This window comes from Paractinoplanes durhamensis, assembly GCF_016862175.1.
Lineage (GTDB): Bacteria > Actinomycetota > Actinomycetes > Mycobacteriales > Micromonosporaceae > Actinoplanes > Actinoplanes durhamensis.
This window is the reverse complement of the sequence record NZ_BOML01000052.1, coordinates 86187-109353: the sequence shown is the minus strand read 5'-3', so window position 1 is coordinate 109353 and position 23167 is coordinate 86187. Positions and strand designations below refer to the sequence as shown.

Here is a 23167-nt window from a genome sequence, read left to right as displayed (position 1 = left end):
ATGTGGCGGAATATCCGGAAGGAAGCGGGCGAATCCCCAGCGTAACGGCCGTCCGTCTTGCTGCAATTAGAGGATGCGGCCGGATCATGCAGCGGAACTGAGCGAGCAACCCGACGGCGTGGTCCGGGCTGCGCTGGAAACGTGGCGCTCCGGACTCGTCGACCTTACCGACGGCAACCGGCTGCTCAACTTCGGCCGGACCCCGTCCGACGCCGTGGAGATCACCCGCCCGTCGCCCAAGAGCATCCTCAAGGTGCTCCAGGAGGGGGACGCGTTCGGTTTCCCCGGCGGCGACGGCGAGGAGGACCCGAACCGGCCGGTGCTGCGCACCGACCTGGCCGAGCACGACCTCGGTGCGCTGCTGCACCGCTTCTACCGCCGCTCCCGGCAGGAGATGATCGACCGCGGGGTGGGTTCGCTCTACCTCGCGATCGGGATGCTGCACTGGAGCGACGAGCGCAACACCCCGCACCAGAGCCCGATCCTGCTGGTCCCGGTCGAGATCGACCCGGCCGGGCCGCTGCTGCGGGCCCGCGGCGAGGACCCGATCATCAACCCGGCCCTGGCGCTGCGGATGTACCCGCAGGGCATCGACCTGCCCGAGGTGAAGTCGCTCGGCGAGCTCGACGTCACCGTGCTGTGGGCGCACATCGACGTGGCCATCGGCGAGCAGCGCGGCTGGTACGCCGACGAGACCGTGGTGCTGTCCACCTTCGGGGTGCACCGCGAGTCGATCCACGCCGACCTGATGGAGAGCGAGCCGCACATCGCCGAGCACCCGCTCGTGCGGGCGCTCGCCACCCGGGACGCCGACCGGACGTTCGCCTTCGACCCGATCGACGCGGGCCGGATCGACGAGCTGGTGCCGGCCGAGGAGGTGCCGCTGCTGCTCGACGCGGACGCCTCGCAGCGGGCCGCGGTGGCCGCCGCGGTGGCCGGGCACAGCTTCGTGCTCGACGGCGGGCCGGGCAGCGGCAAGTCGCAGACCATCGCCAACATCGTCGGCTGCCTGCTGCACTCCGGCAAGCGGGTGCTGGTCGTCTCGGAGAAGGCGGCCGCGCTGGACACCGTGCACCGGCGCCTGGTCGAGGCCGGGCTCGGCAACTATCTGCTGCCGCTGCACAGCGACCTGATGGGGCGGCGGGAGGTGGCGACCGCGCTGTCCGAGGCGCTCGACACCGACCCGGTGCCGCTGGCCGCCATGGACCCGATCGACCGGCGCGCGGTCCGGGAGCGGCGGGAGCGGCTCACGTCGTACGCGGAAAGCCTCAATCGCGTGCGCCCGCCGCTCGGCCGGACCCTGCACGAGGTGATCGGCATCTGCGCCGGCCTGCAGGACGTGCCGGCCGCGCCGGTGCCCGCCGAGATCCCGGCCGAGCTCACCCCGGAGGCGATGGTCGAGATCCGCGAGGCGGTCGGCCGGCTCGGCCGGCTGCGCAGCGAGAGCTACCTGTGGCGGGATGCCAGCGAGCGGGAGCCGATGGAGGGCCGGCTGCGGGCCGCGATGTCCGCCCTCGGTCAGCTCGCCGAGACGGTGATCGCCAACTCGGCCCTCGCCGACGCGTTCGACCTGCACGAACCGGCCGGCGCGAGCACCCTGGCCGCGCTCGCCGCGCACACCGCGCACCGGCCGAGCACGATCGTCGAGGAGTGGCTGATCGCGACCAGCCTCGCCCCGGTGCAGGAGGCCGCCGAGGACCTCACCACGCATCTGGCCGCGCTGCGCTACGGCGGCATCCCGTGGGCCGAGCTGCCGTCCGCGGCCGAGCTGACCTCGGTGCCGGACATGTCCGAGCTGACCCCGCCCGGGATCGACCTGCGCCCACTCAACGCTGCCCAGGCCGAGCACCTGGCCAACAAGTTCGCCGAGGAGGCCGACCGGCTGGAGACCCGGCAGGAGAGCCTCGACCGGGTCACCGCCCGGCTCGGCCTGCCGAACGTGGTGAGCTTCCCCGACTCGACCCGGGTCATCAAGATCTCCGAGCTGATCAACCGGGAGAACAAGCCGGAGGCGGCCTGGTTCGCCGAGGGCGGGATGGCCGCCGCGCACGCCGCGGTGCGTGCCCTGCGCCGCGGCGTCGAGGCGGTCAACGCCGCCGAGGCGCAGGCCCGCCGGCACTTCGACGAGGGTGTGCTGAACGAGCCGATCGAGGAGATGGCCGACCGGCTCAACAAGCAGCGCGGCCCGCGCAAGCTGCTGCGCACCTACCGGCGGGACAAGAAGGCGGCGATCGAGGCCGCGCTGCCCGAGGTCAAGCCGGAGGACGCGGTCGCCAACGTGGAGGACGCCGCGATCTGGAAGGCGGCCCTCGACGAGTTGGAGGAGCTGGCCGAGGAGCACGCCGAGATCCTCGGCCGGCACTGGGACGGCCTGGACACCGACTTCGCCGCCATCCTGGAGGCGCTGCACAACGCGGACGAGGTGATCCGGGAGACCCCGGCCGACGCCCTGGCCGCGGTCGTCGTGCACGTCTCCGCGCCCCGGCCGAACGGCGCGCTGCTGCGCATCGTCAGCGAGGCCCGTGACGAGTTCGACCGGTTCCGCACCACGCTGCGCGAGGCGCCGGCCCGCGCTCCCCGGCCCGAGTTGGGCGAGGGAGCCGTGCAGGACGCCGTCCTCTGGCTGCGCGCGCACATCAGCCCGCTGCGGGCGGCCGCCGAGATGCTGCGCGCCTACGGCGGGCCGACCGGGCGCGGCGACCTCACCCTGGCCGAGGCGGTCGAGATCGCCCAGCAGCGCCAGGCCGCGGTCGACGCCGAGGCCGCCATCTGGTCGAACGCCGGCCCGCACGCCGCCGTGCTCGGCTCGATCTACCGCGGCACCAAGACCAACGACGAGCTGATGAACCAGATCGTCGCGTGGACCGCCGAGGCCCGCCGGATCCACACCGGGCACGACGCCGCGCTCACCCCGGACCAGGCGCACGCCCTGCACGAGGCTCAGCCCAGCGACGGGCTGTCCGCCTCGGTGGCCGGCTGGGAACAGGCCCGCGAGCAGGTGCTGGCCGCGTTCGGGCCGGACCGGCGGGTCGAGCTGACCACCCACCTCGGCGACTACGACAGCGCCCGGGACCTGCTGATGGAGCTGATCCACGACGCCGAAGGGCAGCAGGAGTGGTTCACCCACTCGGACGCCCGGGACGTGATCACCTCGTTCGGGCTCAAGGACGCCCTGGAATTCTGCGCCGACCACCACACCGCGACCGAGCAGATCTGGCCGGTGCTGGAGAAGGCGCTCTACCGGGGATGGGCCGACGCGATCATCCGGGACGACGCCGGGCTGATGCCGGTCGACGCCGAGGAGCGCGGCCACCTCGTCGAGGTGTTCAAGCTGCTCGACCACGAGCTCAACGCGGCCGCGCTGGCCGACATCGTCTACGCGGTCGAGGCTCGCAGGCCGTCCGCGGCCACCACCGGCGAGCCCGCCCTGATCCGCCGGGAGGGCAGCAAGCGCACCGGGCACCTGGCCGTCCGCGACCTGATCGCCCAGGCCCGGCACGCGGTGCAGGCGCTCAAGCCCTGCCTGCTGATGTCGCCGCTCGCGGTCAGCCGGCTGCTGCCGCCGGAGATCGAGTTCGACGTCGTGATCATCGACGAGGCGTCCCAGGTCACCACAGCCGACGCGATCAACTGCGTCTACCGCGGCGACGCGCTGATCGTGGCCGGTGACGAGCGGCAGCTGCCGCCGACCACCTTCTACGACAAGGTCGAGGACGACGTCACCGACTTCCCGTCGATCCTCGACCTGGCCAAGGAGACCTTCCCGATCCTCGAGCTCGACTGGCACCACCGCAGCCGGCACGAGGCGCTGTTCGCCTTCGCCAACCTCGCCTACTACGGCGGGCGGCTGGTCAGCCTGCCCCGCGCCTACGCCCGCGAGCCCGACCACGGCGTGCAGCTCTACCACACCGACGGCGTCTACCACCGGCTCACCACCTCGGACAATCCGATCGAGGCGGACGCGGTCGCCGCCCGGGTGCTGCACCACTTCACCCACCGGCCCGGCCGGTCGCTCGGCGTGGTCACGCTGTCGGTGGCGCAGGCCGACGCGATCGACACCGCCGTCCAGCGGATGATCTCCGACCGGCCCGACCTGGATCACCTGCTGGACGACTCGGACCGGCTCAACGGCTTCTTCGTGAAGAGCCTGGAGGCGGTGCAGGGCGACGTCCGCGACGTGATCATCCTGTCGATCGGTTACGGCTACGACGACCACGACAAGATCAGTACGAACTTCGGCGTGCTCAACCGCCCGAAGGGCTGGCGCCGGCTGAACGTCGCGATCACCCGCGCCCGGCAGCGGATCGAGGTGGTCTCGTCGATCCACGCGTCCGACGTGCCGGACATGGGCAACGAGAGCATCCGACACCTCAAAGCATTCCTTGAGTACGCCGAGCGGGACGCGGCCACGCTGGGTAGGGACAGTTCCGACACCGAGGGCGTGAGCGCGTTCGAGAAATCGGTGCTGAGCACGATCAAGGGCTGGGGATTCGACGTCCGCCGGCAGATCGGCGCGGCCGGCCACTGGATCGACATCGGCGTCGTGCACCCCGACCACCCGGACGAGGTGTACGCCCTGGGCATCGAGTTCGACGGCCCCGGCTACCGGCAGATCGGCGCGGCCCGCGACCGGGACCGGCTGCGCGAGCAGGAGCTGCGCGAACTCGGCTGGCACCTGCACCGCGTCTGGTCCACCGCCTGGTACACCAACCAGGCGCAGGAGGCCGGCCGGCTGCTCGGCGCGATCCAGACCGCGCTCGCCGACCCGGCCCCCGGCTTCGACCGGCTGCCCGGCCGGGCCTGGGGCGGCATCCCGCACCGGCCGATCGGCCACGTCCTGGTCGAGCCGTCGATGGAGGACATCTCACCGGTGGCGGGGGGCGACCAGGCCTGACTCGTACGCCCAGACGACCAGCTGGGCCCGGTCCCGGCAGTGCAGCTTGGCCATCGCCCGGTTGATGTGCGTCTTCACGGTCAGCGGGCTGATCACCATCCGCTCGGCGAGCTGGTCGTTGCTGAGCCCGCGCGCCACCAGCTGGACGAGCTCCTGCTCGCGGGCGGTCAGCGAGTCGCGCCCGGCGGCCGGGTCGGCCGGCGCCGGACCGGCGGCGAACTCGCTGATCAGGGTGCGGGTCACCGACGGGGCGAGCAGGGCGTCGCCGCGCGCCACCACGGTGACGGCCTGGAGCAGGTCGGCCGGGTCGGCGTCCTTGAGCAGGAAGCCGCTGGCTCCGGCCCGCAGCGCGGCGAACACGTAGGAGTCCAGGCCGTAGTTGGTGAGGATGAGGACCCGGACGCCGTCCAGGGCCGGATCGGCGGCGATCCGCCGGGTCGCCTCGATGCCGTCCAGCCCCGGCATCTGCACGTCCATCAGCACCACGTCGGGCCGCAGCCGGCGGGCCAGCTCGACCGCCGCGGCGCCGTCGGCGGCCTCGCCCACCACCACCATCTGCTCCTCGGCGTCGAGCAGGGCCCGGAAGCCGACCCGCATCAGCGGCTGGTCGTCGACGAGCAGGACGCGGATCATGCCGAACCGGGCAGGGGGAAGGTGGCCCGCACGGCGAAGCCGCCCTCGTCGCGGTGGGCGGCGATCAGCGTGCCGCCCAGCCCGGTGACCCGTTCCCGCATGCCGCGCAGCCCGACGCCCGGGGTCAGCGGCTCGGCCGCCGGCTTCTGCCCGTCGTCGAGCACCGAGACGGTCAGCCGGGTCGGGGCGTACTCGACGCGGACCTCGGCGGTGGCCGGGCCGGCGTGCCGGGCGATGTTGGTCAGCGCCTCCTGGATCACCCGGTAGCCGGCCTGGTCGACCTCCTCGGGCAGACCCGGTGGCTCGCCGGCGACGCTGACCCGCACCGGCACCCCGGCCGCCCGGGTGCGTTCGGCCAGTTCGCCGACCAGCGCCAGGCCGAGCCGTTCGGCGTCCGGCTCGCGCAGCACGTCGAGCGTCGCGCGCAGCTCGCGCATCGCCGCGCTGCTCGCCTCCTGAATCGCCAGCAGGGCCGGGGCCGGCTCGTCGCCGGCCTTGCGGGCCAGGTGGACGGCGATCCCGGCCTGCACCTTGACGATCGAGATGCTGTGCGTGAGCGAGTCGTGCAGGTCGCGGGCGATCCGCAGCCGCTCCTCGCCGGCCCGGCGCAGCGCCGCCTCCTCGCGGGTGCGCTCGGCCTCGGCCGCCCGCTCCTCGGCCTGCCCGATCAGCGCCCGGTGCTGCCGCGCCACCAGGCCCGCGACGTTGACCGCGACGAACCAGCCGAGCAGCAGCGAGGTCCGCTCGACCAGGACCTGGCCGGGGCGGCCGGGCGGGGCGGCCGCGATGTCCCGGGCCAGGAAGCCGGCCAGGAACACCACGCTGGCCAGTCGCGCGGGCAGCCGGTAACCCCGCCACGCGGCCAGGCAGACCAGGCCGAGCACCGGGAACGCGGCGGCCACCCCGGCGTGCACCCGGACGTGGGCGGCGAGCATGGCCGCGGTGGCCACCGCCAGCGCCGGGATCGGGAACCGCCGGGCCAGCGCCACGGCCGCCGCCATCAGCAGCACCAGCAGGACGTCGGCCGGATGCACCGGGGCCGCGTCGGGGGCGACCGCGGCGTTGCCGAGCAGCAGGGCGCCGAGGGTGACGCCGGCGAGGGCGTAGGGCAGGTCCGGACGCATGACCGCACTGTAGGACGAGGGTCCACTGCGGAGCATCCAACTTCCGCAGTACATCGCGGTCCATCCTGCGCAGTGCGGCGGGCCGGCCAGAAGCCTGCGCCGGCTGGACGCTTTCTGGTCGCCCCGCGACCAGCATCGACGCCATGACATTCCGCTTCTTCACGCCACCGGCGGGATCTCCCGCCGATCCGGTCCTGGCGGCCCTGTCGGTCGCGCCGGACCTGCTGACCGCAACCTTGGCGCTCCTGCGCGAGACGACCGGCCCGCGCCCGCTGGCCCTCGACTTCACCGGCCGGATCGCGGCGGCGCTGCTGACCTTGGAACCGCTGCCCGGGCGGTTTTTTCACCGTGGGCCGGCCTACTCGACGCTGCGGGACATCGCTTACCGAGGCGGGGAACTGCTGAGCGGCACCGGCCGGGACACCGTCACCGGCACCGTCGGCTGGGAGGGCGGTCGCCGGCCCGACCGGCCGGGGGAGTGGGCCACCGAGCTGGTTCAGGACCTGCCGCCGGCCGATCGGGTCGGCACCCGGATCGCGCTGCTCGCGGCGTTCGCGCCGGCCGCCATCGGGCACGGCGACGTCGGGCTGTGGCGGCTCTTCCATCCGGCCGACGCCGATCTCGTCCGGCTCGTCGCCTATGGCGCGATCACCGCCACCGACCACGCCGCCCGGGCGCTCGCCCCGGCGCACCGCTGAGGACGGTCACCATGCGCAAGGCCTTCGTCATCACCACCGGGCTGCTTCTGGTCGCGTTCGCCCTGCAGTTCGTGTTCGCCGCGGTGGGCGCCTTCACCAAACCGGCCGGCGGCGACGACTCGTACGCGCTGCACAGCATCAACGGGATGGCCGTCATCCCGCTGCTCACGATTCTCACGGTCGTCTTCGCCGCGCTGGCGAGGGCGCCGGGCCGGGTCATCGCGATGGCGGCGCTGCCGTTCGGGCTGGTGCTGCTCCAGGTGCTGCTGGCCGCCCTGGCCGGTGGGCTCACCGACGACTCGGGCGGCAGCACCACGGCCGGCCTGATCATCGGCGGCCTGCACGCGGTCAACGGGATCATCGCGGTGCACGTCGTGGTCGGCGTGCTCCGGGCCGCCCAGAAACTGGCCCAGCCGGTACCGGTGGAGCAGCCGGCATGACTACCGGCTCGCTGATCGTTGTCGACCTGCTGGTTGCCCTCCTGGCGGCGGCCGGTTGGCTCGGCTCGGGCGGCGCGGCCGCCGCCGGACGCCGGCGCGTCACGCTGGGCCTGTCGGCCGGTGCGTTCCTGGCCACGCTGGCCCGCGTGGCGACGGTCGCGGCGCTGGCCAGGGCAGGCTGGTGGTTCGCCGCCGAGAAGGTGCTCATCGCCGGGCCGTTGTCGCTCGTCGCCCTCGTGGTGGCCGGGACGCGGCTGGTCCGGCCGGCGCGCGACATCCGCGCGGCGGCCGTCGCGTTGCTCTTCGCCGGGTACGCCACGGCCGCCGGGCTGCTCGTGACGGTCCTGCACGGGTATCCGGCCTCGGCCGGGGCAGGGCTGCTCGCGGTCGCCGCGGTCGCGGCCGGGACCGCCGTCACCTGGCGTCTGGTCGGGCCGCGGCCCTCGCCGGGCGTGTCCCGGGCGATCCTCGCGGTGGCGGCCGTGGCGGTGGTGGCGGGCGTCGGGCTCAGCGCCGCGCCGGGCGCCCCCTCCGGCCTTCCCCACCAGCACGAATACGCCGCCGCGGTGGACGTGGGGGCGCCGACCAAGCGGTTCACCCTGACTGCCGGGACCGTGGCTGGGAAGGACGTCTGGGCGTTCAACGGGCAGGTGCCGGGCCCGGAACTGAGCGCGACCGTCGGTGACGTCCTGGAGGTGACCCTGCGCAACCGGGACATCGGCCAGGGCGTCACGCTGCACTGGCACGGCTACGACGTGCCGAACGCGCAGGACGGCGTCCCGGGCGTGACCCAGGACGCGGTGCTGCCGGGGAAGGAATTCGTCTACCGATTCAGGGCCGACCAAGCCGGCACCTACTGGTACCACACGCATGAGGCGTCCTCGCTCGGCGTGCGCAAAGGACTCTACGGCGCGTTCGTGGTTCGCCCTGCACCCGCGACGGGGGTGGACCGGGTGATCCCTGTGCACACGCTGGCCGGCCACCCGCTGCACGCCCCGGTATCCGAGAACGTCAAGGTGGGCACTCCGATCCGGCTGCGGCTGATCAACACCGACTACACCACCCATCGGTACGCGCTGGCCGGCGCGCCGTTCCGGGTGGCCGCGATCGACGGCACCGACCTGAGCGGCCCCACCGACCTGACCGAGACCGCCGTGGCCATCCCGGCCGGCGGCCGCTACGACCTGACCCTGACCGCCCCGGCCACACCGGTCGCGCTGCTGGCCGACGGCCGCGAGGTCTGGTCGACCGGCCCGGTCACCGCCACGACCGCGCGGTGGCCGGTGCTGGACCCGCTCACCTACGGCACCCCCGCACCCGCCCCCGCGCCCCGGCCGGCCTTCGACCGCACGTTCACGCTGGTGCTGGACCGCGGTCTCGACCTGCGCGGTCTGCTCCCGCGCTACGCCCACACGGTCGGCGGCGCGGCCTACCCCGACATCCCGACCGAGGTCGTACGCCGGGGTCAGACCGTGAAGTTCACCGTCGTGAACCGCTCATTGGCCGTACACCCATGGCATTTGCATGGTTTTCATGTGCTCGTGCTGAAGCGCGACGGCCGGGCGCCGACCGGCAGCCCACTGTGGCTGGACTCGTTCGACGTGCGGCCGGGCGAGGTCTGGGAGGTCACCTTCCGCGCCGGCAGTCCGGGGATGTGGGCCAATCACTGCCACAACCTGCCGCACGCCGACGCGGGGATGATGCTCCACCTTCAGGTCATTTAGCCTTTGTGCTGTCCGCGACGATCGCTTCCAGGCGGGTCCGCTCGAACGGGTCGCCGTATTCGTGGATGGCCCGCCGGGCGAACGCCTGCTGGATCGTCGACACCCGTTCCGAGCGGCCCCGGCCGATGAAGCTGACCGCCCAGTGCATCACCGCGGACACCCGGTTCTTGAAGCCGACCAGGTAGAGCAGGTGCACCGCGACCCAGATCAGCCAGGCCGGAAAGCCACCGAGGCGGAGCTTGCCGATGCTCGCCACGGCCGAGAACCGGGAGATGGTGGCGAGGCTGCCCTTGTCGAAGTACCTGAACGGCTTGCCCGCGGGCTTGCCGTCGAGGCGGTCCTTGATGGTCGCGGCCGCGTAGCGACCGCCCTGGATGGCGACCTGGGCAACGCCGGGCAGCTGGTTCCCGTGCTCGTCGTTGAGGTTCATCATGTCGCCGAGCACGAAGATCTCGGGGTGGTTCGGGACGGTGAGGTCCTTTTCCACAAAGATCCGGCCGGCCCGGTCCGTCTTCGCGCCGGCCTGCTCGGCCAGCTTGCGGGCCAGCGGGGGAGCGGACACACCGGCCGCCCACACCTTCGTCATGCTCGGGATGCGCTGGTGGCCGCGCTCGCTCTCCACCTCGATGCCGGTCGGGTCGACCCCGACGACCTTGGTGTTCAACTCGACCTCGACGCCGAGCAGGTGCAGCTGGCGCAGCGCCTTGGTGGAGAGGTGGTCGCCGAACGTGTTGAGCACCGCGCCGAGCGCGTCGACCAGGATGATCCGGGCCTTCCGCGGGTCGATGTGTTTGTACTGCCCCGGGAGGGTGCGGTGGGCGAGCTCGGCGATCTGGCCGGCCATCTCGGTGCCGGTCGGGCCGGCGCCGACGACCACGAAGGTGAGCCAGCGCTCGATGTCCTCGGGATCGGTGTGCAGGTCGGCGATCTCGAACGCGCCGAAGATCCGGGCACGCAACTCGAGGGCGTCGTCGATGTTCTTCATGCCGGGCGCGTTGTCGGCGAACCCGTCGTTGCCGAAGTAGGACTGCGCCGCGCCGGCCGCCACGATCAGCGTGTCGTACTCGACCTCGTAGTCGATGCCGGGGCCGTCCACCTTCACGACCTTGTTCTCCACGTCGATCTCGCGGGCCCAGCCGAGGCGTACGTCCACGTTCTTCTGCCGTTTGAGCACCTCGCGGATCGGGGGCGCGATCTCGCCCTCGGAGAGGATGCCGGTCGCCACCTGGTAGAGCAGCGGCTGGAAGAGGTGGTACGCCGTGCCGTTGATCAGGGTGATCTCGACCGGGGCGTTGCGCAGTGCCTTGATCGCGAAGAGACCGCCGAACCCCGCGCCGATGACGGCTACACGATGCATTTTCGCTCCCGTTCTATGCGCTTATTACAGCGCCCTGATCAGGGTGATTATGCCGTGACTCCGCGCACGCGGAAGGGCCCGGCGATCAGATCACACCGGGCCCCACCGAGGTTTAGAACTAAGGCGTCCAGACGATGTTCGGGTTCACGTGGCCGGTCCAGTCGAAGATGGCCATGTTGTCCCAGCCGTTGCCGGAGCCGCTGATGTTGGCCGGATCCCAGCCGTTGCCGGCCACCGCGTACCAGGTGGGCTCCCAGTAGAAGACCCCCACCGCGCCGGCGTTGCGCGCGGTGTTCTGCACGTAGGTGAACTCGGTCGCCTGCCCGGCCCAACTGGCCGATTGGCCGTCGCAGGTGGTCGTGCCCGGGATCGAGTTGCTCGTACCGTCGGCGTTGGCGGTGGTGAACATGTATGCCGTCTCGGCGATCACCACCGGCTTGCCGTAGCGGGACTTCACGTCGGCGATGACGTTGTAGAGGTTCGCCAGCGTGCCGTGCCACATGCAGTAGTAGGACAGCGCGGTGACGTCCCAGGTGACGCCCTGCGCCTTGATCCCGTCGTAGAACCAGCGGGCGTTGGCGTCACTGTCCGCGTCGGCCGTGTGGATCCAGACCTGGGTGGCGCTGTTGCACGCCTTGGTCGCGGCGTAGCCCTGCTTGAGCAGCGAGGCGAGCGGGGCGAAGTTGTTGTTGGTGACCTTGCCGTTCGGCCAGAGCATCCCGACGTTGATCTCGTTGCCGATCTGCACGCTGTCCGGCGTGGTGCCCTGCGCCTTCAGCGCGGTGCACACGTCGTACGTGTAGTTGTAGACGTCGGTCTGCATCTGGGCGAGCGTGTGCGACGACCAGGCGGCCGGCGGGTACTGCTTGCCCGGGTCGGCCCAGGTGTCCGAGTAGTGGTAGTCGATCAGCAGCTTCAGGCCCTTGGCCTTGATCGCCTTCGCCTGCTGGAGCACCTTGGCCTTGTTGTTGTAACCGCTGGCCGGGTTGTTCCAGACCCGCAGCCGCATGTAGTTGGCGCCGGCCGTCTTGAGGATGTCGTAGGGGTCGGCGGCCGTACCGGCCTTGTTGTAGTACTTCGCCCCGAGGTCGAGGCTTCGCTGCAGCGTGGACACGTCCGCACCGAGCATGGTGAGGGTGTTCGCCGCGTTGGCGGGGGTGGCGGAGAGGGTCAGCGGGACCGCGAGGACGAGGGCGGCCGCCAACACTCGGAGGGACGGTTTCATGACGCTCCTTCATCGAAGAAACGGCTGACCGGCGTGGGGGACGCCGGGGCCCGGCGGTCGGTGGCTCCGCCGGGGGCTCAGGAGGGCGACGACTCCCGGATCACCAGTGAGGTGGGCACGGTGATCGAGAGCGGGGTACGCCCGTTGATGACGTCCGTGAGGAGACGGACCATTTCGTCGCTGATCCGGTCGAGGGGATGCCGGACCGTGGTGAGCGGCGGGTCGAGGGTGGCCGCCAGCCCGGAGTCGTCGAAGCCGATGACCCGCACATCACCGGGCACGTCCCGGCCGGCGTCACGCAGCACCGGCAGCGCGCCGGCCGCCATCGCGTCCGAGGCGGCGAACACCGCGTCCAGGCCGGGGTCCTGTTCGAGGAGCTGCCGCATGGCGGTGGCCCCGCTGACCCGGCCCCAGTCGCCGTGCACGATCCGGGCCTCGTCGACCGGCAGGCCGTGCGCCATCAGCGCCTCGGTGTAGCCCTGCAGCCGGTCGACGCCGCCGGCGGTGTCCTGCGGGCCGGTGATAGTGGCGATCTTGCGGCAGCCGACCGAGATCAGATGCTCGACCGCCGAGCGGCCGCCGGAGCGGTCGTCGGCCATCACCGAGCTGATCTGCTGCTCGTAGCCGAGGACCCGGCCGCACGCCACGATCGGCACCTCGGCCTGCACGAGGTGCGACAGCAGCGGGTCGCCGGAGTGCGGCGACACCAGCAGCACGCCGTCGACGTGCCCGCCGGACAGGTAGGCGATGGTGCGGGTGCGTTCCTCCGGGGTCGACGCGATCATCAGGATCAGCGTCAGCTCCCGGTCGCTCAGCGCCTGGGCGACGCCGCGCAGCAGCACCGAGAAGTTGGGGTCCTCGAAGAGCAGGTGCTGCGGCTCGGTGAGCAGGAACGCGATCGACCCGGACTTGCCGGTGGCCAGCGAGCGGGCATGCGGGTTCGCCGTGTAACCGGTCCGGGCGATGGCCTCCCGCACCACGCGGACGGCTTCCGGGCTGACCCATTCCCGGCCGTTCAGGACTCGGGAGACGGTCGCGTAGGAGACCCCTGCCTCGCGAGCGACGTCGCGGATGGTGGGCCGTTTGCGCACGTTCGGGATCATAGACTGCGCCATCAGGCCTTCACCGCGCCCGCGCCCAGGTCCACCCGCCAGTAGCGCTGCAGGCTGAGGAAGAGCGCGACCAGCGGGATGATCGAGATCAGCGCCCCGGTGACCACCGTGATGTACATCGCGGGCTGGCTGGCGCCCTGATTCAGCAGTCCGGACAGGCCCACGGTGATCGGAAACAGATGGTCGTCGCCGAGCATGATGTACGGCAGCATGAAGTTGTTCCAGATCGCCACGAACTGGAACAGGAAGACCGTCACCAGGCCGGACTTCATCATCGGCAGCACCACCCGGCCGAAGGTGCGCCAGTCGCCGGCACCGTCGATCCGGGCCGCCTCGAGGACCTCGGTCGGGATGGTTGCGGCGGCGAAGATCCGGGACAGATAGATCCCGTACGGGGAGATCATGCTGGGCAGCAGCACCGACCAGTACGTGTTGGTCAGCCCGACCTTGGCCAGCAGCAGGTATTGCGGGATGGCAAGGATGACGCCGGGCACCAGCACCCCGGCCAGGATCACGTTGAACACGAACTTCTTGCCGGGGAAGTCGTACTTCGCGAGGGCAAAGCCGGCCATCGCCGAGATGAGCGTGGAGACGGCCGAGCCGACCCCGGCGTACAGCACCGTGTTGGCCATCCAGCGCCAGTAGAGCCCGTCCCGGTAGGCGAACAGGTCGCCGATGTTGTCGAACAGGTGCGTGCTGGGGGCCAGGGTGAACGTGGAGAACAGCTCGCCCGAGCTCTTGGTCGAGGCGATCAGCACCCACAGCACCGGGAACAGGCAGTAGAGCGCGCCGAGCAGCAGCAGAACCGTGGCCAGGGTGCTGTTCCTGCGGTTGCCGCGACGATTCCGGGCGGTGGCCGGTGGCGCGGCGGTGGCCGGGACGGCCGGCACGACGGTCGAGATGGTCATGATCAGTCCTCCTGGTTGAAGGCCCGGTTCCCGACGAGCTTGAGGAACCCGAAGGACACGGCGAAGGTGGCGACCGCGATGATCACCGAGGTGGCGGCGGCGGAGTAGATGTCGTTGCGGACGAAGGCGTCCCGGTAGACCTTCATCAGCGGCGTCCAGGTGCTGGAGATCGTGTTGCTCAGCGGCTTCAGCGTCATCGGTTCGGCGAAGACCTGGAGCGTCGCGATCAGCGAGAACACGAACGTCATGATCAGGCTCGGCAGCACGATGGGAATCTTGATGCGCCAGGCGATCTGCCGATCGCTGGCGCCGTCCAGGCGGGCCGCCTCGAACAGGTCGGTCGGGATCGCCCGCAGCGCGGTATAGATGACGATCATGTTGAAGCCGGTGCCGCCCCAGACCGCGATGTTGGCGACCGCCCACAGCACCCACGAGCCGCTGAGCACGTCCGGCGGCGTGAACCCGAGACCCTGCACCAGATCGGTGAACGGGCTGACCCGCGGCAGGTAGAGGAAACCCCAGAGCAGCGAGCTGATCACGGCGGGCACGGCATAGGGCAGGAAGATCGCGGTACGGCTGAAGGTTCCGACACGGGTGCGGCCGGCGTCCAGCAGCAGCGCCATGAGCAGGGCGAGCCCGAGCATGGTGGGCACCACGATCAGGCCGTAGGCGCCGATCCGGTAGACGCTGGGCATGAAGTCGGGATCGGCGAGCGAGCGGCTGTAATTGCTCAGGCCGGCCCAGATCTCGGTGCGTGCCCCGGCGCCGAGGCCGAGGCCGCTGACTTTGACCCGACGGAGGCTCAGGTAACCCGCGTAGACGATCGGCGCGGCCAGGAACGCCACGAACAGGATCAGGGCGGGGGCGAGGAACGAGTACGGTGCGGCGGCGCGCCCGCCACGGCGGGTTGCCGTCCTCGGCGTACGGGATGAAGTGGGAAGCGCCGACACGGGCCGTCACCTTCTGTCGTGCTGGGGGTGCGGCGCGGCTTTCGCCGCGCCGCATCCGGGGTTGATCAGCCGGCGACCTTGAAGCCGGTGTTCTTCATGTCGTCGACGGTGGTCGACTGCATCGTGGTGAGGGCGGCGGTGAAGTCGGCGGCCTTCTTCGACGTGGCGGCCTTGCCGAAGGCGTCGTTGTAGCTGCTGTAGGCCACGTTGACGTTCGGGCCGTAGGTGAACGGCTTGGTGATCTTGGCAGCTTCGGCCGCGACCGTGTAGAAGTCGGGCTGGTTCGACAGGAACGCCGGCGGCGTGGTCAGCGCGGCCGACGAGTCGACGCTGGCCGGGTAGACGTTGGCGGTGCCGGCGAGAGCCTTGATGCCGGCCGGGTCGGTGTTGAGCCAGGCGATGAACTGGGCCGCCTCGGCCTTGTGCTTGCTCTGCGTGGTGACGCTGGTGGCCGAGCCGCCCCAGTTGCCGTTGGCCGGGCTGGCCGCGTCCCACTGCGGGAGCAGTGTGGCCTTCCACTTGCCCTTGGTGCTCGCCGCGTTGCCCTCGAGCACGCCGGGGCCCCAGACCGAGCTGGTCCAACCGACCTGGGTGCCGTCGTTGAGGGCCGCGTTCCACTCCGGGGTGTACATCGGCTTGTTGTCGATGACGCCCTCCTGCACCAGGCCGCCCCAGTAGCCGGCGACCTTCTGCGTGGCGGCGTCGTTGATCGCGACCGACCAGGTGTCGCCGTTGATGCCCCACCAGGACGCGCCCGCCTGCTGCGACAGGCCGGCGAACCAGCCCGCGTCAGTCGCGGAGAAGGTGCCGAGGTACTGCTTCTTGTTGGCGGCGTGGATCTTGCGAGCCGCCGCGGCGTAGTCGTCCCAGGTCTTGGGGGCCTGCAGGCCGAGCTTCTCGAAGACGTCGGTGCGGTAGTAGAACATCATCGGGCCGGAGTCCTGCGGCACGCCGTAGAGCGCCTCGCCGCCAAGGGTCACCGCGTTCCAGGCCGAGTCGGGGAACTTCGACTTCAGGCTGCCGGACTCCTTGGCGATGTCGGCCAGCGCGTTCGCCGAGACCAAGGTCGGGATCTTCTGGTATTCGGCCTGCATCACGTCGGGGGCGCCGCTGCCGGCCTTGATCGCGGTGAGCAGCTTGGTGACGGCCGGGTCGCCGCCGTCCTGCTTGTTGACGGTCACGTGGATGTCGGGGTGCGCGGTGTTCCAGCCCTCGACGACCTTGTCCATGTTCGGCGCCCAGGTCCAGTAGGTCAGTTCGACCTTCTCGCCGGGCTTGGCCGAGCTGCCGGTGGTCGCGTCGTCGTCGGAGCTGGAGCACGCGCTGGTCATCAAAAGGGTGGCGGCGAGAACGCCCACGATTGTCTTTTTCAACGATCCTCCTCGATCGGCCGGCCGGGGGTGGTGCGGGCCGGGGTCGCTGCCAGGTTCGCCACGGGGGAGACGTGCGTCACCGAACAGGACCTGTGACCGGTTACAGTGCTGCGAGTTTTCGTGGTTGTCAAGTCCTTGCGTCCGACCCGTTAACTGGATGTATCGTGCGGAGCACTACGCCTGTGACCGGTTACAGTGCCGATCGCAGCAGGGGTCGCTCGTTGATCACGTTGGCCCGCAGCATCCGTTCGTCGCAGAGGAGTCCCTGTGTCCACCGACCCGCTCGCCGTACGGCACCATCCCTGGTCCCAGCCGCTGCGCCGGCCACGGATGAGCAACGACGAGGAGGCGCGGCCCGGTGTCTCGCTGACCAGCCGCTACCTGCAACGCAACGGCGTTCCGGTCATCCCGGTCTCCGGGGAGATCCACTACAGCCGGATCCCGCGCGCCCGCTGGCGGCAGCGCCTGCGGCAGATGCGCTCCGGCGGCGTCACCGTCGCGGCCAGCTACATCTTCTGGCTGCACCACGTCGAGCATCAGGGCCGGCCGCGCTTCGACGGCAACCTGGACGTGGCCGCGTTCGTCGACCTGGCCGTCGCCGAGGGCCTCGACGTCATCCTGCGGATCGGCCCGTGGTGCCACGGCGAGTCCCGCAACGGCGGTTTCCCCGACTGGGTGCAGCAGGCCCCGGTCCGGCACCGCACCGACGACCCCGGCTACCTCGACCTGGTCCGCGAGTGGTTCGGCCAGATCGCGGCCGCGCTCGACGGCCGCTGCGGTCCGGACGGCCCGGTGCTCGGCATCCAGCTGGAGAACGAGCTCTACGACCAGCCCGAACACCTCCGCACGCTCAAGCGGCTGGCCCGCGAGGCCGGCATGTCCGCGCCGCTCTGGACCGCCACCGCGTGGGGCGGCGCCGACCTGCCCGCCGAGGAGTTGCTGCCGCTCTACGGCGGCTACGGCGACGGCTTCTGGGTCGACGCCGACGCGCCCTGGGACCCGACGTTCCGCGACCACTACTTCTTCTCGCACGTCTGGGACGACCCCGGCATCGGTGCCGACGTGCGGCGGATGCAGCTGCAGGGGATGCGGGCGGACACCGCCCACCCGCGTACCCCCTCGGATCTTTTCCCGCCCTCGACCTGCGAGCTCGGCGGCGGCATGGCCACCGCCTACCACCGCCGGCCGCGGCCGGCCGCCCTCGACGTCGCGACCATCGCGCATTGCAAGATCGGCAACGGGTCGGCCTGGCAGGGTTATTACATGTACGCCGGGGGCACGAACCCGCCCGGCGACTCCGGGATGCAGGAATCGCACGCCACCGGCTACCCGAACGACATGCCCAGGCTCGGGTACGACTTCGGCGCGCCCATCGGTGAGGCCGGACTCCTGGCCGCCAGCCATGCCGAGTTGCGCCGGCAGCACGCGTTCCTGGCCGCGTTCGGCGCCTCGCTCGCCGAGATGCCGTCCAGCCTGCCCGACGTGCGGCCGGCCGGCGTCGAGGACTCGCAGACCCTGCGCTGGGCGCTGCGCAGCGACGGCACCAGCGGCTTCCTCTTCATCGCCTGGCACCAGCCGCACGTGCCGCTCGAACGCTATGCCGGAGCGCAGTTCCGGGTCGCGCTGGCCGACTCGGAGATCGTGCTGCCGGCCGCGCCGGTCGACATCCCGGTCGGCACCCTCGCCCGCTGGCCGATCGCGCTGACCGCCGGGGGAGTGCGCCTCGACTGGGCCACCGCGTCCGCGCTCACCCTGCTCCCCGGCCCGGTGCCCACCCTCGTGCTGGTCGCCGAGGCCGGCATCGACACCACGTACTCGGTCGACGGCGAAGCCGTCGCCGTCGAGCCGGTCCTGTCGCCGGTCCGGCTCCGGCAGCACGGCGGCGAGCTGGACCTGCTGGTCCTGCCCGCCGCCGTGGCCGCCGACGTGTGGGTCTGCGAGGACGGCCCGGCCCGCCGGCTGCTGCTCTCCGCGGCCGACCTCACCTGGGGTGCCGACGGGCGGATCGAGTCCGCCGGTCCCGGCGTGCGGGTCTACGAACCCGCCGCCCGCGCCTTCACCGACCTGCCGCTCGAGGGCCACGCCGCGCCCGCCGCGCCGGCCGCCGTGGTCGCCTCGCTCGTGCGGCCCGCCGGGAATGCGGTGCCGGTCGGCTACGAGAAGTTCGACGGGCGGCAGTCGGCGCCCTCGCCGGCCGCGTTCGACGAGCTCGCCGCGGTCTACCGGCTGTCGCTGCCGGACTCGATCGGCGTGCCCGGGCTCGACAGCTACCTGCGGATCCGCTGGGCCGGGGACGTCGGGCAGCTCCGGGTCGACGGGCGCACGGTCACCGACCGGTTCTGGGACGGCTCGGAGTGGACCGTCAGCCTGCGCGACATCGGCGCGACGGCCGCCTCCGAGGTCACGCTGCACCTGCTGCCGCTCGCGGTCGGGTCGACCATCTCGCTGCCCGAGGACGCCCACGAACGCCTGGCCGCCGCCGACGGGCAGCTGCTGGCCATCGACTCGCTCAAGGTCGAGGCGCGCAGCCTCGGTCAGGAGCCGCACCGGGTACGCCGGACCGCGCGCTCGATGGCCGACGGGCGGGAGATCATCTACTTCGACGACACCGAGCCCTTCCCGGCCCGCGACGCCGTCGACCAGCGCGAACTGCCGGCCGCCGCCGACGCGCCCGGGCCGGAGATGCGCTACGACCCGCTGACCGGCGAGTGGATCGCGATCGCCGCGCTCCGCAACGACCGGACCTTCCTGCCCGCCGCCGACCAGGACCCGCTCGCCCCGACCGTGGCCGGCGGCTTCCGGACCGAGATCGCCGAGTCCTCGTACGACGTGGTGGTGTTCGAGAACCGCTTCCCGTCGTTCTCGCCCCGCGTGCCGGGTGCGGCCGGCCTCGTCGACGGCGACCCGTTGTGGCCGGTGCGGCCGGCCGCCGGGCGTACCGAAGTCGTCTGCTTCTCCTCGGCCCCGAAGGGGTCGTTCGGAAGCCTGACCCCGCACCGGGCCCGCACCGTGATCGAGGCGTGGGCCGACCGCACCGCCGAGCTGGGCGCCCGCAACGACGTGGAATACGTGTTCCCGTTCGAGAACCGCGGCCGCGAGATCGGCGTGACCCTGCCCCACCCGCACGGCCAGATCTACGCGTTCCCGTTCGTGCCGCCGAAGGCCGCCCGCATGATCGAGCTGGCCGAGGCCCACGAGGGCGGCAACCTGTTCCGCGACATCCTGGACGCCGAGCGGCGGGCGCGGACCCGGATCGTGACCGAATCGGCCCACTGGACCGCCTACGTGCCGGCGGCGTCCCGATGGCCGGTCGAGGTGCACCTGGCCCCCAACCGGGACGTGCCCGACCTGCCCGCCCTGACCTCGGCCGAGCGAGACGACCTGGCCCTGATCTACCTGGACGTGCTGGGCCGGTTCGACCGCTATTTCCCCGGGGTGAGCTCCACGCCGTACATCTCCGGGATCTTCCAGGCCCCGACCCGCACCCACCGCGACGTGTTCCGCCTGCACCTGCAGGTGTTCTCCATCCTGCGGGCCCCCGGAAAGCTGAAATACCTGGCCGGCGTGGAGTCGGCAATGGGTTCCTGGATCAGCGACACCACCCCCGAGCGGGTGGCCACCCGCTTGCGCTCACTGGGCTGACCGACGATCGGGGACGCCGGCTTGGTCCGGCGCCCCCGACCTCTGTGCGCGCCAGGGGGTAGCGCTATGACAATATAGCCTAATGACAACTAGCTGTGTGACCCGGTCTTCTTGCATCTGATGCAAGGCATTGTGCGAGATGCGCAAGCCGTGTGGTGACCGCGTGAGGGTGGGCATTTACCGGTGTCGTGGTATCTCGCACTGTGTGTCCGGCGGGTCGCGGCGGGTAGCGGGACCATAGTCGTATGACTACAGCTGAGATGGTGCGGCTGGTGCGGGTGCGGTCGGATCTGCTTCCGATGTTGCGGTCGCCGCTCATGGGTGAGTTGTTGGCCTGGATCTATCTGCATCCGGAGATGAGTTATTCGGCCGGTGAGCTGGCCCGGCAGTTCAAGGTCTCGGAGCGTAGCGTCGGTAAGGAAGCTGATCGGCTCTCCGAAGCTGGGCTCGTTCGCGAAGAGCGGCGCGGGAACCTTCGACTCCTGAAGGCTGACCTGCACAGTCCGTTCGCGCGGCCGCTCACCGAGCTGCTCGCGTTCAACTACGGGCCGGCCGCCGTCCTCGCCGAGCTGATTCCCGCGCTGCCGGGGGTGGACGCCGCCTACCTGTATGGACCGTGGGCGGCCCGCTATCTCGGGGCGGCCGGTCCGCCGCCGCGCGACGTCGAGGTGCTCGTGGTGGGGGCGCCGGATCACCGGGAACTGGCCGACGCGGCCGGCCTCGCCGAGCGGCGGCTGGGCCGAGAGGTCAACGTCCACTGCGTGTCGGTGGCCGCCTGGCGGGCGCGCGGTGGCGATCCCTTCCCGACCGCGAACTACGCGGTCCTCGACGGGGCGGCGAATCGACGGCGATCGCGGTAATTTCCTCCCGGCCGATCGCCGGGAGGAGTCGCACGAGCCATGACGCGTTGGACAGGCGCCGCCGCTGCGCTGGTCATGGTGGCGGGGCTGCTCGGTGGCTGTGGCCAGGCGTTCCGGCATGACGACTGCCCGGGCGGGCCGGTCGACGAGGTCGCGCACGGTCAGGCGCCCCGCATGCCGGCGGCCGCGGACAGCGTGTGGGTCGCCGACGGGAGCGGGTCGGTGCGGGCCATCGACGGGCGCACCGGGCGGGCCACCGCGACCGCCACCGTCGCCGGGACCGAGCCGCTGATACCGCCCGTGCTGGTGACCGGCGGCGGGCGCCTCTGGGTCTACCGCACCGACACCGGGACGCTCGCGATCATCGACCCGGCGAGCGGTGCGGTGGTCGGGCGGGCCACCGTGGAGCCGGTGAAACCGGCGGCCTACCAGCGGATCATCCACGCGTCCGGCTCGCTCTGGATCGCTCAACCGGGGCGGCTCTGGCGGGTCGGCTCGGCCGGGAAGGTCACCCGAACGGCGCTGCCGGCGGACTTCCGGCCGTGGGCGTTCGCCGAGACCGGGCGCCTGCTCTGGCTGGGCGCCGGCACCCGGCTGCTGCGGATCGACCCGGCCCGGCCGGCGAGCTTCACCGAGGTCGCGCTACCGGACGACATCGGCGAGCTTTCGTACGCTGGCGGCCTCTACGCCACCGGGATCAACTCGCCGGTCGTCCACCGCCTCGACCCGGACACCGGCGCCGTGGTCGGCCAGGTCCGGCTGAAGCACGACGAGCCGGCCCTCTCCCTGGCCGGCGGCTGGGCGATCGGCAACTGCGGCAACGTCGTCCGGCTCCCGGACGGGCTGACCGTGCGGATCTCGGACGTGTCGCAGGACCTGCCGTCCGTGGTGGCGCTGGGCGATCTGTGGGTCGGCGACGAGATCGCCTCGGAGATCGTCCGCATCGACGGCGCCACCGGCAAGGTCCGGGCCCGGCTGCCGGTCGTGGCCGCCGACCCGGACGATCCGGCCTTCGCGCTGCTCGCCGGTCGCGCCTCGGTGTGGGTGCTGGACGGTGGCGTCTCCCGGGTCGACGCCGACCGGGTGACCCGGATCCTGCCGGCCACGATCGGTGTCGGGCTGTCCGCCGCGGCGTTCTAGCGCGGCAGCTCGCTCCAGCCGGCGGCCAGGGCCTCGCGCACCAGGTCCGCCTGCGTCTGCGGCGACATCCCGTCGACCGGCTGGTCGCGGTCGAGGTCGGCGGGGAACGGGTAGCCCTCCGCGGAGGCCGCGATCACGTTCTCCACCGAACCGGCATAAGAGCGCAGAACCGGATAAAGAGCTTCCACCATCGCCGTACGATCCACCTTCTCCATCGCCCGGCCGAAGGCCGACGACACCTGCAGCAGGTTGGCCATCCGGCGTACGCCGGTGGAGCGGTTCGTGCCGGCGCCGTGGAAGACCGCCGGGTTGAAGAACGCGGCGTCGCCCTTGGCCAGCGGCAGTTGCACGTGGTTCTGCTCGAAGTAGGCGGTGAACTCCGGGCGGTGGTAGGCGATGTAGCCGGCCGGATACTTCTGCGAGTGCGGCAGATACCGCGTCGGCCCGGTCTCGACCGGCATGTCGACGTGCGCGACCGCGCCCTGCAGGGTCAGCACCGGTGACAGCGCGTGAATATGCCCGGGGTAACCCAGAGCCTGCTCCTGGGACATGAAACCGAGGTGGTAGTCGCGGTGCGCGACCTGCGCCGTACCCCCCGGATTGACGACGTTGACCTGCGAGGTCACCTGGTAGCCGCGGCCCAGCCAGGCCTGGCAGATCAGCGCGAGGGTGTCGTTGTCGTAGTAGGCGGCGAACGCCTCCGGGTCACGCAGCGCGAACTTGTCGAGCGCACCCCACACCCGGTCGTTGGCGCCCGGCTTCGCGAAGTGATCACCCGCGGCGGTGCCGGCCGCCTTCTGCGCGGCGATGATGTCGTGGAACACGGCGCTGGCCCGATCGACCACGTCCGAGCCGAACGCGCCGGTGAACACCACCACCCCGGGCCCGTCCATCAGCGCCCGCACCAGCTCGGCCTGGACCTCCCGGGTGTTCGGCAGCTGTCCGGGATAGATCAGCACGTTGTCGGCCACGCCGGTCGCGTGCGGGTAGGAACCGAGATCCGTCTTCTGCTCGCAGACCGCCCGGAAATCCTCCAGGTCGCAGTCGGCGGCGGTGAACCAGGTTGTCATGCCGTCACGCTAGGTCA

16 protein-coding genes are annotated in these 23167 nt (G+C 71.5%); 7 read left to right on the top strand and 9 right to left on the bottom strand.

Annotated elements, in window-relative coordinates:
• Positions 1–73 precede the first annotated feature (73 nt).
• A complete protein-coding gene (locus Adu01nite_RS32415) occupies positions 74–4894 on the top strand; it encodes a PDDEXK-like endonuclease domain-containing protein (RefSeq protein ID WP_203732597.1) in 4821 nt (1606 codons plus the stop codon).
• On the opposite strand, the gene Adu01nite_RS32410 is transcribed toward Adu01nite_RS32415, so the two are convergent.
• Both Adu01nite_RS32410 and Adu01nite_RS32405 read right to left on the bottom strand, forming a co-directional pair.
• A complete protein-coding gene (locus Adu01nite_RS32410) occupies positions 4865–5527 on the bottom strand; it encodes a response regulator (protein WP_203732595.1) in 663 nt (220 codons plus the stop codon). The genes Adu01nite_RS32415 and Adu01nite_RS32410 overlap by 30 nt on opposite strands.
• On the bottom strand, positions 5524–6651 hold the full coding sequence (locus tag Adu01nite_RS32405) for a sensor histidine kinase (RefSeq protein WP_239132856.1): 1128 nt from the start codon (positions 6649–6651) through the stop codon (positions 5524–5526). The genes Adu01nite_RS32410 and Adu01nite_RS32405 overlap by 4 nt, the downstream gene beginning before the upstream one ends.
• A gap of 143 nt (positions 6652–6794) precedes the next feature.
• On the opposite strand from Adu01nite_RS32405, the gene Adu01nite_RS32400 reads away from it, so the two are divergent.
• The 3 genes from Adu01nite_RS32400 to Adu01nite_RS32390 are packed head-to-tail and all read left to right on the top strand — an operon-like array spanning position 6795 to position 9513.
• A complete protein-coding gene (locus tag Adu01nite_RS32400; RefSeq protein WP_203732590.1) occupies positions 6795–7349 on the top strand; it encodes a hypothetical protein in 555 nt (184 codons plus the stop codon).
• A gap of 11 nt (positions 7350–7360) precedes the next feature.
• Positions 7361–7789: a DUF6220 domain-containing protein gene (locus Adu01nite_RS32395; protein WP_203732588.1), complete on the top strand. Its 429-nt coding sequence runs from the start codon at positions 7361–7363 to the stop codon at positions 7787–7789.
• Positions 7786–9513 carry a multicopper oxidase family protein gene (locus tag Adu01nite_RS32390; protein ID WP_203732586.1) on the top strand — a complete coding sequence of 576 codons (1728 nt, stop codon included), beginning with the start codon at positions 7786–7788 and terminating at the stop codon, positions 9511–9513. The genes Adu01nite_RS32395 and Adu01nite_RS32390 overlap by 4 nt, the downstream gene beginning before the upstream one ends.
• Here Adu01nite_RS32390 and Adu01nite_RS32385 read toward each other — a convergent pair.
• From Adu01nite_RS32385 to Adu01nite_RS32360, 6 genes are all read right to left on the bottom strand, one after another.
• Positions 9506–10870, bottom strand: a complete 1365-nt coding sequence (locus tag Adu01nite_RS32385) for an NAD(P)/FAD-dependent oxidoreductase (protein WP_203732584.1) — start codon at positions 10868–10870, stop codon at positions 9506–9508. The two genes, Adu01nite_RS32390 and Adu01nite_RS32385, sit on opposite strands and share 8 nt — an antisense overlap.
• A gap of 118 nt (positions 10871–10988) precedes the next feature.
• A complete protein-coding gene (locus tag Adu01nite_RS32380; RefSeq protein ID WP_203732581.1) occupies positions 10989–12095 on the bottom strand; it encodes a glycoside hydrolase family 53 protein in 1107 nt (368 codons plus the stop codon).
• A 77-nt stretch (positions 12096–12172) separates the two neighbouring features.
• The gene (locus tag Adu01nite_RS32375) at positions 12173–13186 is read right to left on the bottom strand and encodes a LacI family DNA-binding transcriptional regulator (RefSeq protein WP_239132855.1); all 1014 of its coding nucleotides are present in this window, start codon (positions 13184–13186) and stop codon (positions 12173–12175) included.
• 23 nt (positions 13187–13209) lie between these two features.
• A complete protein-coding gene (locus Adu01nite_RS32370; RefSeq protein ID WP_203732579.1) occupies positions 13210–14115 on the bottom strand; it encodes a carbohydrate ABC transporter permease in 906 nt (301 codons plus the stop codon).
• 2 nt (positions 14116–14117) lie between these two features.
• Entirely contained in the window at positions 14118–15065 is a 948-nt protein-coding gene (locus Adu01nite_RS32365) for a carbohydrate ABC transporter permease (RefSeq protein WP_203732577.1), read from the bottom strand.
• A 65-nt stretch (positions 15066–15130) separates the two neighbouring features.
• Positions 15131–16438, bottom strand: coding sequence for an ABC transporter substrate-binding protein (locus Adu01nite_RS32360; RefSeq protein WP_203732575.1), 1308 nt, complete (start codon positions 16436–16438; stop codon positions 15131–15133).
• Positions 16439–16705: 267 nt separating this feature from the next.
• On the opposite strand from Adu01nite_RS32360, the gene galT reads away from it, so the two are divergent.
• The 3 genes from galT to Adu01nite_RS32345 all read left to right on the top strand — a co-directional run bounded on the left by galT (position 16706) and on the right by Adu01nite_RS32345 (position 22080).
• Positions 16706–20080, top strand: coding sequence for a galactose-1-phosphate uridylyltransferase (gene galT, locus Adu01nite_RS48755; protein ID WP_307836665.1), 3375 nt, complete (start codon positions 16706–16708; stop codon positions 20078–20080).
• Between the two features lie 245 nt (positions 20081–20325).
• A complete protein-coding gene (locus Adu01nite_RS32350) occupies positions 20326–20940 on the top strand; it encodes an ArsR/SmtB family transcription factor (protein ID WP_203732573.1) in 615 nt (204 codons plus the stop codon).
• 39 nt (positions 20941–20979) lie between these two features.
• Positions 20980–22080 carry an NHL repeat-containing protein gene (locus Adu01nite_RS32345; RefSeq protein WP_203732571.1) on the top strand — a complete coding sequence of 367 codons (1101 nt, stop codon included), beginning with the start codon at positions 20980–20982 and terminating at the stop codon, positions 22078–22080.
• Here Adu01nite_RS32345 and Adu01nite_RS32340 read toward each other — a convergent pair.
• A complete protein-coding gene (locus Adu01nite_RS32340) occupies positions 22077–23150 on the bottom strand; it encodes a phytanoyl-CoA dioxygenase family protein (RefSeq protein ID WP_203732569.1) in 1074 nt (357 codons plus the stop codon). The two genes, Adu01nite_RS32345 and Adu01nite_RS32340, sit on opposite strands and share 4 nt — an antisense overlap.
• Between the last annotated feature and the right edge of the window lie 17 nt (positions 23151–23167).

Excerpts from the sequence above, each read along its gene's own strand:
- Adu01nite_RS32345 (WP_203732571.1), top strand. The coding sequence starts at position 20,980 with ATGACGCGTTGGACAGGCGCCGCCGCTGCGCTGGTCATGGTGGCGGGG.
- Adu01nite_RS32400 (WP_203732590.1), top strand. The coding sequence starts at position 6,795 with ATGACATTCCGCTTCTTCACGCCACCGGCGGGATCTCCCGCCGATCCG.
- Adu01nite_RS32340 (WP_203732569.1), bottom strand. The coding sequence starts at position 23,150 with ATGACAACCTGGTTCACCGCCGCCGACTGCGACCTGGAGGATTTCCGG.
- Adu01nite_RS32405 (WP_239132856.1), bottom strand. The coding sequence starts at position 6,651 with ATGCGTCCGGACCTGCCCTACGCCCTCGCCGGCGTCACCCTCGGCGCC.
- Adu01nite_RS32395 (WP_203732588.1), top strand. The coding sequence starts at position 7,361 with ATGCGCAAGGCCTTCGTCATCACCACCGGGCTGCTTCTGGTCGCGTTC.
- Adu01nite_RS32385 (WP_203732584.1), bottom strand. The coding sequence starts at position 10,870 with ATGCATCGTGTAGCCGTCATCGGCGCGGGGTTCGGCGGTCTCTTCGCG.
- Adu01nite_RS32410 (WP_203732595.1), bottom strand. The coding sequence starts at position 5,527 with ATGATCCGCGTCCTGCTCGTCGACGACCAGCCGCTGATGCGGGTCGGC.
- Adu01nite_RS32390 (WP_203732586.1), top strand. The coding sequence starts at position 7,786 with ATGACTACCGGCTCGCTGATCGTTGTCGACCTGCTGGTTGCCCTCCTG.
- Adu01nite_RS32350 (WP_203732573.1), top strand. The coding sequence starts at position 20,326 with ATGACTACAGCTGAGATGGTGCGGCTGGTGCGGGTGCGGTCGGATCTG.
- Adu01nite_RS32370 (WP_203732579.1), bottom strand. The coding sequence starts at position 14,115 with ATGACCATCTCGACCGTCGTGCCGGCCGTCCCGGCCACCGCCGCGCCA.
- Adu01nite_RS32415 (WP_203732597.1), top strand. The coding sequence starts at position 74 with ATGCGGCCGGATCATGCAGCGGAACTGAGCGAGCAACCCGACGGCGTG.
- Adu01nite_RS32380 (WP_203732581.1), bottom strand. The coding sequence starts at position 12,095 with ATGAAACCGTCCCTCCGAGTGTTGGCGGCCGCCCTCGTCCTCGCGGTC.